The organism is Aeromonas bestiarum, from assembly GCF_000819745.1.
Taxonomy (GTDB): domain Bacteria; phylum Pseudomonadota; class Gammaproteobacteria; order Enterobacterales; family Aeromonadaceae; genus Aeromonas; species Aeromonas bestiarum.
The window spans coordinates 285,056-298,691 of record NZ_CDDA01000015.1; the positions used below are offsets into that span (position 1 = coordinate 285,056).

Consider the following 13,636-nt stretch of genomic DNA (forward strand, 5'->3'; position numbering starts at 1 on the left):
CCGATATCAGGGAGTAACAGGAGAGGCTTCATGCATTCTCTCCCATCAGCTCGCGGCCGATGAGCCAGCGACGGATTTCCGAGGTGCCTGCGCCTATCTCGTAGAGCTTGGCGTCCCGTAGCAGGCGGCCTGTGGGGTATTCGTTGATGTAGCCGTTGCCCCCCAACAGCTGAATGGCATCCAGCGCCATCTGGGTGGCATTCTCGGCGGCAAACAGGATGGCGGCGGCGCAATCCTTGCGGCTGGTATGGCCCAGATCGCAGGCCGCGGCCACCGAGTAGACCAGGGCGCGGCTGCTGGCCAGGCGGGTGTACATGTCCGCCAGCTTGCCCTGCACCAGCTGGAACTCGCCGATGGCCTGACCGAACTGTTTGCGCTCGCGCACATAGGGCAGCACCACGTCCATGCAGGCCTGCATGATGCCGAGGGGGCCCGCCGCCAGCACCACCCGCTCGTAATCCAGGCCGCTCATCAGCACCTTGACGCCGCCGTGCAGGGTGCCGAGCAGGTTCTGTTGCGGGACGCGGCAGTTGTCGAACACCAGCTCGCAGGTGCTGGAGCCGCGCATGCCGAGCTTGTCGAGCTTCTGGGCCGTGGTGAAACCGGGCGTGCCCGCCTCGACGATAAAGGCCGATATCCCCCTAGCGCCGGCCTTGGCATCCGTCTTGGCATAGATGACGAAAGTGTCGGCGTCAGGGCCATTGGTGATCCACATCTTGGTGCCGTTCAGCACGAAGTGATCGCCCTCTTTATCTGCAGTCAGCCGCATGCTGACCACGTCTGAGCCGGCGCCCGGCTCGCTCATGGCCAGGGCCCCCACGTGCTTGCCGCTGACGAGGGCGGGCAGGTAGCGCGCCTTCTGATCAGGGGTGCCGTGGCGGTGGATCTGGTTGATGCAGAGGTTGGAGTGGGCGCCGTAGGAGAGGCCGACCGAGGCGCTGGCGCGGCTCACCTGCTCCATCACCAGTACGTGGGCCAGATAGCCGAGGCTCACGCCGTCATACTCCTCCGCCACCGTAATGCCGTGCAGCCCGAGTTCGCCCATTTGCGGCCAGAGATCGCGCGGGAAGGCGTTGCTCTGATCGATCTCGGCGGCGCGCGGCGCTATCACTTTCTGGCAGAAGGCCTCGACCTGCTCGGTCAGGGCGCGGAGGGTCTCATCCATCACTGCGTGCATCCTTGCTCTCCTTTGAATGATGGGTGCTCACCTGTCTGGTTGCCCCGACGAGCCGAAATAGGGGGTCAAACTGGTCAGTCCATTTGTGCGTTAAGTTTACGTTAGCGTAAACGTAAATTGATTGTTAGTCTAAGGTAAATTTGTCGGGTGGCGGCTGCAAGGTGGCTCGTCTCCCTCCACCAACCGAACTCAAGGAGTGAGCGGCATGACCAGCCAGTACCCATTGCAGTCTGCCAGCAAGGAGAGCAGGGCATGAGCAACCATCAAACCCAGTACGGCGATGTGCCGCTTTATATCGGTGGCGAGGCCTGCGCTTCCACGAGCGAGGCATGGATCGAGGTGACCAATCCGGCGGATCAGAGCCTGCTGGCGCGGGTGCCAAAAGCGACCCCGGCCGAGGTGGCGCGTGCGGTGCGCAGTGCCCACGACGCCTATCTGCTGTGGCGGGATGTGCCGGCCCCCGAGCGGGCGCGGGTCATGTTCAACTACCAGCATCTGCTCAAAGCCCATCACGATGAGCTGGCCTCCCTGCTGGCCCGGGAGACCGGCAAGAATCTGGCGGATGCCAGGGGGGATGTGTGGCGCGGCATCGAGGTGGTGGAGCAGGCCTGCGGCATCGCCAGCCAGACCATGGGGGAGACCATGGGCAACGTGGCACGCCGGGTCGATGGCCACTCCTGGGTGCAGCCGCTGGGGGTCTGTGTCGGCATCACGCCGTTCAACTTCCCCGCCATGATACCCCTGTGGATGTTCCCGCTGGCGGTGGCCTGCGGCAACGGCTTCGTGCTCAAGCCTTCCGAGCAGGACCCGCTCACCCCCATGCGGCTGGCCGAGCTGTTCACCGAGGCGGGTGCCCCCAAGGGCATACTCTCCGTTGTACACGGCGGCGCCGAACAGGTGGATGCGCTGTTGTGTCATCCGGATGTGAAGGCGGTCAGCTTCGTTGGCTCTGCCCGGGTCGGGGCGCATGTCTATCGCACCGCCACCGAACATCTCAAGCGGGCCCAGTGTTTCGTCGGTGCCAAGAATCACATGGTGATCATGCCGGACGCCAACAAGGGGCAAGTGCTGAGCAACCTGGTGGGGGCCGGCGTCGGCGCGGCCGGGCAACGCTGCATGGCCATCAGCGTGGCTGTGTTCGTGGGCTCCGCCCGCGACTGGATCCCCGAGCTTGCCGCCGAGTTTGCCAAGGTGACACCCGGGGTCTGGCACGATCCGCAAGCAGCCTATGGTCCCCTCATCAGCCCGGAGGCGAAAGTCAGGGTAGAGGGTCTCATCGAGGCGGGGATCAAGGAGGGGGCCGAGTGCCTGCTCGATGGCCGCTTCTGCGATGTGGCGGGCTATCCGGTGGGCAACTGGGTGGGGCCGACCCTGTTTCGCGGCGTGACCCCAGAGATGCGGATTTATAAAGAGGAGATCTTCGGCCCCGTGCTCGCCTGTCTGGAAGTGGAGAGCCTGGACGAGGCGCTGACCCTCATCAACAACAACCCCTATGGCAATGGCACCTCCATCTTCACCGGCTGCGGCGCGGCGGCCCGCAAGTTTCGCCACGAAGTGGCCGTGGGCCAGGTGGGGATCAACGTGCCTATCCCGGTGCCGCTGCCGTTCTTCTCCTTCACCGGCTGGCGCGGTTCCTTCTACGGGGATCTGCACGCCTACGGCAAGCAGGCGGTGCGCTTCTACACCGAGACCAAGACGGTGACCGAACGCTGGTTCGACGAGGATATCCCCACAGGCCCCAACATGACCATCAGCCTGCGTTGAGCGTGGGCCAAAGAGACAACAGACAAAGGACACAAGGAAGCGGACAAGATGGATTTTACCCTGACCGAGGATCAACAGGCTTATGTCGAGGCGGCCACCGCCTTTGCCAATGAGGCGCTCAAACCCCATGCCGCCCGCTGGGACAGAGATCACGAGTTTCCCATCCCCACCATCAAGCAGGCGGCGGCGCTCGGCTTTTGCGGTCTCTATACCCCGGAGCAGTATGGCGGGCTCGGCCTGCCCCGGCTCGATGCCAGCCTGATTTTTGAGCGCCTCGCCATGGGCTGCACCTCCACCACGGCTTATCTGACCATCCACAACATGGTGAGCTGGATGCTGGGCAGCTGGCTGCCTGGCGATGTCGCCGAGCAGTGGGTGCCCAGGCTCGCCAGCGGCGAACTGCTGGGCTCTTATTGCCTTACCGAGCCGGGGGCGGGCTCAGATGCCGCGGCCCTCAAGACCCGTGCTGTGCGTGACGGCGAGGACTACCTCATCGACGGCAGCAAGGTGTTCATCTCGGGGGCGGGCAGCACGGATGTGCTGGTGGTGATGGCTCGCACCGGGGGTGACGGGGCCAAGGGGATCTCCGCCTTCATGGTGCCTGCCGGTAGTGAGGGGATTGTCTACGGCAAGGCGGAGGAGAAGATGGGCTGGAACAGCCAGCCGACCCGGGAGGTGGTTTTCAACGGGGTGCGCATTCCCGCCAGCTATCGGCTGGGGCAGGAGGGGGAGGGATTCAAGTTCGCCATGCAGGCGCTGGATGGCGGGCGCATCAACATCGCCACCTGCTCTGTGGGCACAGCCCAGCAGGCGCTGGACGATGCGCTGGCCCATGTGCAGCAGCGCCAGCAGTTTGGCCACCCCATCAGCGAATTTCAGAGCGTGCAGTTTCGCCTCGCCGACATGGCCACCGAGCTGGCGGCGGCTCGGCTGATGGTACGCCAGGCCGCCGACAAGCTGGACAGGGGCAGCCCGGACAAGAGTGCCTGGTGCGCCATGGCCAAGCGTTTTGCCACCGACGTGGGTTATCGCGTCTGTGACGAGGCTCTGCAACTCTTTGGCGGCTATGGTTATATCCGCGAGTATCCGCTGGAGCGCTACCTGCGCGACACCCGGGTCCACCGCATCCTGGAAGGTACCAACGAAGTGATGCGGCTGATCATAGCCCGCCGCCTGCTGGCGGATCCCGGTCTGTCGCTGGAGTAGCGGGATGGGGCCGCCATCCACGGTAGCCCGCCCTGACGATGCGGCCGGCGCGACTCGTCGCAGGCTTTGTGAGCCGGCCGAAGGTTGGCTCCATTCAACCCTGTCATCATGGGGCAGTCTCATTCACAAGGACAATGCAATGACAAGGATCAGGCTCGAATATCACGGTCACGTGGCCTATATCACCCTCGACCATCCGCCCGCCAACACCTGGACCCTGGCCAGCCTGCAAGCCTTCTTGCGGATGATGGTGGAGCTCGACAGCCGCCCTGATGTGGTGGCCCTGGTGATCCGCGGGGCGGGGGACAAGTTCTTCTGCGCCGGCGCCGATCTCAAGATGTTTGCCGACGGCGATCTGGACCATGCTCGCGAGGTGGCCGAGGCCTTCGGTCGTGCCTTCGAGGCGCTGGCCGGTTTCCACGGCGTCAGCATAGCCGCCATCAATGGTTACGCCATGGGTGGCGGGCTGGAGGTGGCGCTGGCCTGCGACATCCGCATCGCCGAGCAGCAGGCCAAGCTGGGGCTGCCGGAGGCCTCCGTGGGCTTGCTGCCCTGCGCCGGTGGCACCCAGCGCCTCACCGAGCTGGTGGGACCTGGCTGGGCCAAGCGGATGATCCTCTGTGGCGAGAAGGTGAGCGCCACCCTGGCCTACGAGATGGGGCTGGTGGAGGAGGTGGTGAAGGAGGGGCACGCCTGGGACGCGGCGCACCAGATGGCCCAGCTGGTGGAGCGTCAGAGCCCGAGCGCCCTGCGCGCCTGCAAGACCCTTATCAATCAGGGGCGCAGTGGCCATCGTGATGCCGCCTTGCCGCTGGAGCGCAGCCTGTTCCTCGCGTTGTTTGCTGACGCCAACCAGCGTGAGGGGGTCGCCGCCTTTTTGGAGAAGCGCCCGCCCCGCTGGCAATACGAGACATCTGCCAGGCAGGGGGATGAGGCATGAGTGAACCGGTACATGTAGCAACCCATCCCACGGCAGACGGCCATCGTATCGGCGCGCTGACCCTGGACAGCCCAGCCTCCCTCAACGCCCTGAGCCTTGAGATGATCCAGTTGTTGCAGGAGGCGTTGACCCGCTGGGAGCAGGACCCGGCCATCGTCTGCGTCTTGTTGCAAGGGGCCGGCGAGAAGGCATTTTGCGCCGGTGGCGACATTCGCTCCTTCTATTACCGTCAGCAGGAGGAGAGCGAGCAGGCGCTGTTTGGTTATGCGCGGGATTTCTTTGAGCAGGAGTATCGGCTCGACCACCATATCCACAGCTACGGCAAGCCCCTCATCTGCGTGGCGGACGGCATCTGCATGGGGGGCGGCATAGGCCTGTTCGCCGGTGCCGACTTTCGGGTGGTGACCGAGAAGAGTCTGTTCGCCATGCCGGAGGTGACCATAGGCCTCTACCCGGACGTGGGGGCCAGCTGGTTTTTAAGCCGCATGCCGGGGCGACTCGGGCTCTGGCTCGGGCTGACCGGCGCCCGTTTCAACGGCGCGGATGCCATCGGCCTGGGGCTGGCGGATCACGCCATCGCCAGCAGTGAGCGTGCTGCCTTGTTGCCGCGACTGGCCGCGCTGGAGTGGGGGGCAAAGGCCGCGCCGCGCGAGCAGATCGAACGGCTGCTGAGCGGCTTGCAGGCAGAGGCCGACCAGCCGCTGCCAGCGCCTGTGATCTTGCCCCATCAGGCCAAGATCGATCTCCTGCTGGCCGGGCGTACCCTGCAAGGGGTGCTGGATCGGTTATACGATGCCGCCTTCGATCCCGAGCTTGGCGAAGGGAGCCTGGCGCAGGCCCGTGAAACATGCCGCAGTGGCAGCCCCATCAGCCGCGCCATCCTGTGGCGCCAGTACTGGCAGGCTCGCCGTCAGTCGCTGGCCGAGGTGTTTGCCGATGAGCTGGCGCTCTCGGTCAACTGCGTGCTGAGGGGGGATTTTGTGGAAGGGGTGCGGGCACTGCTCATCGACAAGGACAAGTCCCCGCGCTGGCAGGCGCCACAGCCCGGCACTGACTGGCTGAATGCCTTCTATCGCTGGCCCGAGGGGAAAAATCCCCTGACGCCTTGAGCCTTCGAGAGGGCATCAGGGCGGATGAACAGACACAGGTGCTGGATCGCCAGCACGGCAAGGAGCAGACGAGATGACAAGGATTGGGTTTATCGGGCTGGGCAACATGGGGGGGCCCATGGCCGCCAACCTGGCCAGGGCGGGGCACGGGGTCCGGGTATTTGATTTGATGCCGGAGAGTGTCGCCAAGGCGATCGCTGCCGGTTGTATCGCCGCCGGGGATGCCCGCGAGGCGGTGGCCGATTGCGATGTGGTCATCAGCATGCTGCCCGCCGGTGAGCACGTGCGCGGGCTCTGGCTCGGCGAGAGTGCTGGAGAGCGGGGAGGACAGGATCTGCTGGCAGCCTTGCCCGCGGGGGCCCTGGTGATCGATTGCTCCACCATAGACGTGGCCTCGGCCCGCCAGGTGGGGGAGGCGGCACGAGCCCGGGGGATCCGCTTTATCGATGCCCCCGTCTCGGGTGGCGTCGCCGGGGCGGCGGCGGGCACCCTCACCTTTATCGTCGGCGGCGAACTGGCGGATTTCGAGGCGGCCAAACCCGTGCTCGCCTGCATGGGGCAGAACCTGTTTCATGCCGGGGCGCTCGGGGCGGGCCAGATCGCCAAGATGTGCAACAACATGCTGCTCGCCATCCACATGGCGGGCACCGCCGAGGCGCTGGCGCTCGGGGTGAAGGAGGGGCTGGATCCGAGCGTGCTCTCCACCATCATGGGCAAGAGCTCAGGTAACAACTGGAGCCTGGAGCGCTACAACCCCTGGCCTGGCGTGATGGAGAACGTACCTGCCGCCCGCAACTATCAGGGGGGCTTTATGACCCGGCTGATGGTGAAGGATTTGGGGTTGGCCATGGCCCTGGCCGAACATGCCCACAGCGTCGTGCCCATGGGGGCCCTGGCCCGCAACCTCTTCAACCTGCACGCAAGCCAGGGCCAGGAGAGCAAGGATTTTTCCAGTATCGTCGAGCTCTATCTGGATAAAACGCGGGACCCGTCACAGGCCGGCTAGTCTGCGCAGTTTGCTCATCACCTCATCAAGCGGGCGGCAACTCAGTTAACAACAAGGAGTACCCATGGATATCAAGCAGAAAGTCATCGCCATCACGGGGGCGGGCAGGGGGCTCGGCCGTGCCATCGCCCTGAGCCTGGCCAGTCAGGGCGCCGTGCTGGCGTTGATCGATGTGAATCGCACCGATCTGGAGGTGACCGAAGCCGAGCTGCGCAGTCGCGATGGCCAGTGTGCCCTGTTCGTCTGCAACGTGGCGAGTGAAGCCGAGGTGGAGGCGACCTTTGCCGCGATTAAAGAGCAATGTGGCGCCCTGCATGGCCTCGTCAACTGCGCCGGCATACTGCGGGACGGCATGCTTATCAAGGTGAAAGAGGGCGAACTGGTGGAGAAGATGAGTCTGGCCCAGTGGCAGGCCGTCATCGACGTCAACCTCACCGGCACCTTCCTCTGTGGTCGCGAAGGGGCGGCCCTGATGGCCAAAGGCGGGCAGGGGGGCGTCATAGTCAACATATCCTCCATCGCCCGTGCGGGCAACATAGGCCAGAGCAACTACGCCGCCAGCAAGGCGGGGGTGGCCTCCCTGGTGGTGACCTGGGCGCGGGAGCTGGCCCGCCACAACATTCGGGTCATGGGCATAGCCCCCGGGGTGTTTGCCACCGACATGACGGCGGCGATGAAACCGGAGGCGATGGCGCGCATGCAGCAGGCCATTCCGGTCGGCAGCCTGGGGCAGGCGCACCAGCTGGCCGAAACCGTGCATTTTATTCTCGCCAATGACTATCTGTCCGGCCGCATGATAGAGCTCGACGGCGGCTTGCGACTCTAAATTCCGGCTGCCTTTTGCAGATGCCCCTGGCCCCTGGTACAGGGGCATTTTTATTGAAACGTTTGTCAGCAGTCGATGCTGCCGACCCAGGCTGCAAGCTGCATGCTCATGCAGGTCTGCTCCGAAAAACGGGGGCGAAGTCATGGAAAAATGTGAAATATCAACGGGTCTTTCTTAATTTGAGCCAGCTCACAGGCGCTTGAGGTCAGTGCTGTAGAATTGCGCGCGGTCAAGACGGTGCACGATTGACGGTACGAGGGATTGCGGTCGGAATAGTCATGCAATATAGTTGCCGCCTTTTTCACGGGGTACGGATTTTTCGCCCCTCCCATATTGCGCGCAGTATGAATACGGATGCTCTACCGCCGCCTAATCAAACAGGATTGAGATGGACAAGAAACTAGGGCTTGGCGCCCTCATCTCGCTGGTGATCGGCTCCATGGTCGGCGCCGGGGTCTTCAGTCTGCCACAAAATATTGCCGCTCATGCCAGCGCCGGGGCCGTCGCCCTGGGGTGGGCCATCACAGGTCTTGGCATGATCTGTCTCGCGCTGGTTTACCAGAATCTCTCCATGCGCCGCCCGGATCTCGATGGCGGTATCTTCAGTTATGCCAAGGCCGGTTTCGGCGATTTCATCGGCTTCAACGCCGCCTGGGGTTACTGGCTCTGTCAGCTGCTGGCCAACGTCTCCTACGCCATAGTGGTGTTCAGCGCCCTGAGCTACTTCTTCGACACGCCGGACAATGTCATCTTCGGCAACGGCAACACGCCTGTGGCCATCACGCTCGCCTCCCTGCTCATCTGGTCGGTGCACGCCCTGGTGCTGCGTGGGATCCAGGTCGCGGCCCTGGTGAACATAGTCACCACCATCGCCAAGATGGTGCCGCTCATCGTGTTCTGCGTGGCCATACTGCTTGCCTTCAACATGCAGACCTTCACTCTGGATATCTGGGGCCACGACAACGTGGAGCTGGGTTCCGTGATGGATCAGGTCAAGTCCACCATGAAGGTGACGCTCTGGGTCTTCATCGGCATCGAAGGGGCCGTGGTGGTCTCCGCCCGCGCCCGTCATCGCAAGGACGTGGGCCGTGCCACCGTGCTGGCGCTGCTCGGCGCGCTGGCGCTCTACGTGATGGTGACCCTGTTCTCCCTCGGTGTCATGAGTCAGCCGCAGCTGGCCGCCCTCAAGAACCCGTCCACCGCCATGATCCTGGAAGCCGTCGTGGGCCCCTGGGGCGCCTGGCTCATCAACATAGGTCTGGTGATCTCCGTGATGGGGGCCCTGCTGAGCTGGACGGTACTGGCGGCGGAAGTGCCCTATATCGCGGGCAAGACAGGGGTCTTCCCTGGCTGGTTTGCCAAGGAGAACAAGAACGGCTCGCCCAAGGTGTCGCTCTGGTGCTCCACCTGCCTGGTGCAGATCTTCCTCATCATCATCTACTTCCAGAGCAGCACCTATCTGGCGCTGGTCAACATCGCCACCTCGGCGGCGCTGGTGCCCTATGTCTTCTCCGGTGCCTATGGCCTCAAGCTGGCGCTGAAAGGGGAGACCTACGAGGGTCAGCCCCATCAGCGCAAGCGCGACCTGCTGCTGGCGCTGGTGGCCACCCTCTACGGCTGCTGGCTGGTCTATGCCGCCGGGGTGGAATACCTGCTGCTGGTGGCGCTGCTCTACAGCCCCGGCATCTTCATCTACTGGAAGGCGCGCCAGCACCACGGGCTGCGCGGCCTCAACCGGCTGGAGCAGGGGATGACGGCGGCCCTGCTCGGTTGCGCCGTGCTGGCCTTCTACAAGGTGATGGACGGTACCATTCCCTTGAGTTAACCGGCACAATGAAGAGATGGCCCAAGGGCCATCTCTTTTTTTATGCGCGTGTTGGCCTGAATGGTCAGGCGCCGCCTCGGAAGGAATTTTTATGCTGTTTATGGGTTATCTGCTGCTGGGTGCTTTCGCGGGCATGCTGGCGGGGCTGTTCGGGATCGGTGGCGGTCTCATCATAGTGCCCGTGCTGGTTCTCAGCTTCCACGCTCAGGGGGTGGCCCCCGATATCATTACCCATCTGGCACTGGGTACCTCGTTGCCCACCATGATCTTCACCGGTTTCAGCTCATTGCGGGCACATCAGGAGGCCGGCGCGGTCGACTGGGTGGTGATCCGCCGATTGGGGGCCGGCATGTTGATCGGCGCCTGGCTTGGCGGCATGACAGCCAACCTGCTCAGCGCCAGCACCCTCAACATCATCATCGGCTGCTTCGCCTGGACCATGGCACTGCAGATGGGGCTCAACCTCAAGCCCAAGGCGGAGCGGCACCTGCCGGGACCTGTCGGCACCGGCATCGCGGGCACCGTCATCGGCTGGATGTCGGCGCTGTTTGGCATAGGCGGCGGCTCGCTCACTGTGCCTTATCTCAGCTGGAACAGCGTGCCGATGCGCAACGCCGTGGCGGCCTCCGCCGCCTGCAGCATGCCCATCGCGCTGGCGGGCAGCCTGAGCTACCTCTACGCCGGCTGGGGCAATGCCTCCCTGCCAGAATGGAGCCTGGGCTTCATCTACCTGCCCGCCCTGCTCGGCATAGTGCTCACCAGCACCCAGTTCGCCCGGGTGGGGGCAAAGCTGGCCCATAAACTTTCCCCGCAACGGCTCAAGCAGGCGTTCGCCCTGCTGATGCTGCTGGTGGGGGCCAAGTTCATGCTGTTTAGCTGATTCATTCGGCAGATTGTTGAAAAATAAGGCGAACGGTTCGTCCCTCGGCAGAAAGCCATTGCAATGAAACGGGACTTTGCTATTCTCCTCGCCGGTGGTCCCATTGGTCCTCTCGCATTGATAACTCGTCAACCTGGTCAGGACCGGAAGGTAGCAGCCAAGGCGGGGGACTCGAGTGCCGGGATGTGGCTGGTGGGGCCACCACCTGTTTCTGCAGATCAATAAGTTAGCCTCTCAACCCCCCTCTAGACCTCTTGGTCATCCACTTTGTGTGGATGGATCTTGAGTCTTCATAGTGAATCTCTGAATCTCTGGCTCTCTGCGCAAGGTATCTGGTACTACCGCAAGGTGACCTTGCTCCCCTGTGGGCATTTTCGCGTAAAGCCAGTAGCTGCCCAGCCAGAACCTCCGGCAACTCCCTATCGGAATCTCAGCAGCTACAACAACAGAGACAACCAGCGGCCAATCCTGCCCCTCAGTCAGTCCTGATGGCTCCTTCTGCTATTTCATCCCCTGTACTCTCAGAACTCAGTGAGCGCACCCTGAAAGAGAGGGCACTTTTCTGGGCACCAAAAGCGCTCAGCAACCAGAAGAACTACATCGGCTACGTTATCACGGCGAATGTTCAACACTCCGCCGGAGTATGGCGGAGTGTTGTTTTGTTGCTATCTCCCAGACCTGGGTTCAGAACCTGCCATTTAAGCCCACTCGGAAAGTGTCGTTGCGTTCATTTGACCCAAGATTGGTTTTGTATGAAACCCCTAGCTGCCAGGCGTGTCCTAGGTTGAAGTCGATACCCATATCCAGGCCGGCTAAATCGTTGTCCTGAGCATCGGGCTTGAGACTGTAAAGCATGCCTTCGTCGCCCTGATCGGTATAGCGCATCTTGTAGTCGCTACTACGACTGAAGTTGTGGCCCCAAGCCAGGCCAACCTTGGGTGTCACCACACCAAGCGGAGCCATCAGGTCATAGCTAGTACGCACACCGAGGTAGGATGTGAAATTCTCTTGGCGTTGCTCTTCATAGGACAGACCGTAAATGCCGCCACCACTTTCACGGTAAGCCTCCATGAGGGTTGTGCTGGCGTTCAAGCGGCCGTAAGGCGCCAGCGACAACGGCCCCTTGCGGTATTCATAGCTGGCAGTCAGGGATGCGAACAATTGATCTGCATCCCGCGAGCCACTGGCATAGTCATCTGCGCTGTCGGTGATGTAACGGCGTGAATCAAAACTGATACGGTTGTAGCCCAGCAGGCCGTCGACATATACCTGCGGCGCCTGGTTCAGGCTTAGATAAGTGGCGATACCGATGGCTTTCCCATCACTGCGAGAGTTGTTCTTGCCGATATCACTGCGGTCGTTGCCGTAGCCGATACCGACACCGACGATGGCAGTTGGTGATAGGCGATAGTCTGCACCGGCGCTCAGGCCCAGTGTAGTGAAGCTGTTGTCTTGCGCGCCCTGCGCATGGGTAGAGCCGACGTTGACGAAGCCGTCGCTCCAGAATGCCAAGGCCTCCTGTTTGCAGCCGTTCTTCTGCACCGAGGTTGCGGCCTTGCTTTCTTCCAGTTGTGCCTGGTTGGCGGAATCTCCTTGCTGACTCTGGATAGCTTTGGCGATCTCGCCCAGGGGCATGGCACTGTCATCCTTGCGTAAACTGGCATTGAACGAATTACGGTCGCAATTTGTTTGATGCAACTGCTCAAGACGTCGGTTGAAGTTGTCCATCTGAGTGCCGGCGAAGCGCTCTGCTGTCCGGCTCTGAGCGTTAAGCAGGCCGATAACTTCGGCATCCTTGGTCGGGTCTGGACGTTCCTTAATGATGAAGCTGACGGTGCTGGCTGAGCTGGCACCGCTACCGTTCCGCAGGCTGAAGCTGACGATTGCCGTCCCAGCGAAGGCGACCGACGGTACGAAACGCATCGAGAAGCGGCCCATCATCGTTACTCGCCCGGCGGAGGCAGGGGTGACCGAACCCAGAGTTGCCTGGGTGAACGGACCACCGGTGGCACCTTGGGTCAGGTCGACTGTGGCAGACTGTCCCACGGCCAGGATCTGGCTGGATGCTGGCACGGAGATCTCCATGGCAGAGATGGTGATCGAGAAGTTTTGCAAGCTGCTGGCACCTTTGGCATCAGTGACTGTGATGGTCAGGTCGGTAGTGCTGGCGGTGCTTGGCGTACCGCTGATGAGGCCTCTGGTGGCATTCAGGCTCAGGCCCTCAGGCAGGGCGCCGGCGGTGATCGCATAGGTGTAGGGCGCGGTGCCGCCGGAGGCGGTGAGCGTCGCGCTGTAGCTGGTGCCGACAGTGCCGTTGCTCAACGTGGTGGTGATCAGGCTGATGCTCGGCGGGCTGACGGTGATGGTTACCGTAGCCGGGCCGGAGGTGCCGCTGGCGTTGGTGGCTGTGTAGGTGAAGCTGTCGGCACCGGAGAACCCGGCGGTCGGGGTGTAGGTGATGCTGGTGCCGCTGGCGGTAGCAGTGCCATGGCTGGCGGCGCTGGCCACGGCGACGCTGGTGGCAGTGCCGCCACTGAGGGCCAGGGTGATCGGGTTGGCACTGCTGTTGGCGGCGACAGTGGCGCTGACGGCACCGGCGACTGGTGCCTGGGCATCGATGGTGAGGGTGTAGGCCTGGGAGCCGGTCGCGCTGTTGGCATCGGTGGCGGTGACGGTCAGGTTGCTTGCGCCGCTGGCGCTTGGCGTGCCACTGATGGCACCTGTGCCGGTATTCAGGCTCAGGCCGACCGGCAGACTACCGGCGGTGATCGCATAGGTATAGGGCGCGGTGCCGCCGGAGGCGGTGAGCGTCGCGCTGTAGCTGGTGCCGACAGTGCCGTTGCTCAACGTGGTGGGGCTCAGGCTGATGCTCGGCGGACTGACGGTGATGGTCACCGTAGCCG

Annotated in this window: 10 protein-coding genes and 1 other RNA gene; 9 read left to right on the forward strand and 2 right to left on the reverse strand. The window is 63.0% G+C overall.

Features of this window, described 5'->3' with window-relative positions; genetic code table 11:
• Positions 1-28: 28 nt before the first annotated feature.
• The gene (locus BN1118_RS08495; RefSeq protein ID WP_043555516.1) at positions 29-1,177 is read right to left on the reverse strand and encodes an isovaleryl-CoA dehydrogenase; all 1,149 of its coding nucleotides are present in this window, start codon (positions 1,175-1,177) and stop codon (positions 29-31) included.
• Between the two features lie 252 nt (positions 1,178-1,429).
• On the opposite strand from BN1118_RS08495, the gene BN1118_RS08500 reads away from it, so the two are divergent.
• From BN1118_RS08500 to ffs, 9 genes are all read left to right on the forward strand, one after another.
• Complete coding sequence (locus BN1118_RS08500; protein WP_043555518.1) at positions 1,430-2,941, forward strand: CoA-acylating methylmalonate-semialdehyde dehydrogenase; 1,512 nt, start codon at positions 1,430-1,432, stop codon at positions 2,939-2,941.
• A gap of 48 nt (positions 2,942-2,989) precedes the next feature.
• Positions 2,990-4,147 (forward strand): acyl-CoA dehydrogenase family protein, encoded by a 1,158-nt coding sequence (locus BN1118_RS08505; protein WP_043555519.1) that lies wholly within the window; start codon positions 2,990-2,992, stop codon positions 4,145-4,147.
• Positions 4,148-4,286: 139 nt separating this feature from the next.
• Positions 4,287-5,087, forward strand: a complete 801-nt coding sequence (locus BN1118_RS08510) for an enoyl-CoA hydratase (protein ID WP_043555521.1) — start codon at positions 4,287-4,289, stop codon at positions 5,085-5,087.
• The gene (locus tag BN1118_RS08515; RefSeq protein ID WP_043555522.1) at positions 5,084-6,196 is read left to right on the forward strand and encodes an enoyl-CoA hydratase/isomerase family protein; all 1,113 of its coding nucleotides are present in this window, start codon (positions 5,084-5,086) and stop codon (positions 6,194-6,196) included. Before BN1118_RS08510 ends, BN1118_RS08515 begins: the two co-directional genes overlap by 4 nt.
• A 73-nt stretch (positions 6,197-6,269) precedes the next feature.
• On the forward strand, positions 6,270-7,202 hold the full coding sequence (mmsB, locus tag BN1118_RS08520) for a 3-hydroxyisobutyrate dehydrogenase (RefSeq protein ID WP_043555524.1): 933 nt from the start codon (positions 6,270-6,272) through the stop codon (positions 7,200-7,202).
• A gap of 64 nt (positions 7,203-7,266) precedes the next feature.
• Entirely contained in the window at positions 7,267-8,028 is a 762-nt protein-coding gene (locus BN1118_RS08525) for an SDR family oxidoreductase (protein ID WP_043555525.1), read from the forward strand.
• Positions 8,029-8,416: 388 nt separating this feature from the next.
• Positions 8,417-9,853, forward strand: coding sequence for an arginine-ornithine antiporter (arcD, locus tag BN1118_RS08530; RefSeq protein ID WP_043555527.1), 1,437 nt, complete (start codon positions 8,417-8,419; stop codon positions 9,851-9,853).
• 91 nt (positions 9,854-9,944) lie between these two features.
• On the forward strand, positions 9,945-10,733 hold the full coding sequence (locus tag BN1118_RS08535) for a sulfite exporter TauE/SafE family protein (protein WP_043136249.1): 789 nt from the start codon (positions 9,945-9,947) through the stop codon (positions 10,731-10,733).
• 101 nt (positions 10,734-10,834) lie between these two features.
• Positions 10,835-10,931, forward strand: an RNA gene (gene ffs / locus BN1118_RS21105) — signal recognition particle sRNA small type.
• 486 nt (positions 10,932-11,417) lie between these two features.
• On the opposite strand, the gene BN1118_RS08540 is transcribed toward ffs, so the two are convergent.
• Positions 11,418-13,636 (reverse strand): autotransporter domain-containing protein (locus BN1118_RS08540; protein ID WP_043555529.1); only part of this gene is annotated, 2,219 nt, incomplete at its 5' end.

Excerpts from the sequence above, each read along its gene's own strand:
- BN1118_RS08535 (WP_043136249.1), top strand. The coding sequence starts at position 9,945 with ATGCTGTTTATGGGTTATCTGCTGCTGGGTGCTTTCGCGGGCATGCTG.
- BN1118_RS08515 (WP_043555522.1), top strand. The coding sequence starts at position 5,084 with ATGAGTGAACCGGTACATGTAGCAACCCATCCCACGGCAGACGGCCAT.
- arcD (WP_043555527.1), top strand. The coding sequence starts at position 8,417 with ATGGACAAGAAACTAGGGCTTGGCGCCCTCATCTCGCTGGTGATCGGC.
- BN1118_RS08500 (WP_043555518.1), top strand. The coding sequence starts at position 1,430 with ATGAGCAACCATCAAACCCAGTACGGCGATGTGCCGCTTTATATCGGT.
- BN1118_RS08495 (WP_043555516.1), bottom strand. The coding sequence starts at position 1,177 with ATGCACGCAGTGATGGATGAGACCCTCCGCGCCCTGACCGAGCAGGTC.
- BN1118_RS08510 (WP_043555521.1), top strand. The coding sequence starts at position 4,287 with ATGACAAGGATCAGGCTCGAATATCACGGTCACGTGGCCTATATCACC.
- BN1118_RS08505 (WP_043555519.1), top strand. The coding sequence starts at position 2,990 with ATGGATTTTACCCTGACCGAGGATCAACAGGCTTATGTCGAGGCGGCC.
- BN1118_RS08525 (WP_043555525.1), top strand. The coding sequence starts at position 7,267 with ATGGATATCAAGCAGAAAGTCATCGCCATCACGGGGGCGGGCAGGGGG.
- mmsB (WP_043555524.1), top strand. The coding sequence starts at position 6,270 with ATGACAAGGATTGGGTTTATCGGGCTGGGCAACATGGGGGGGCCCATG.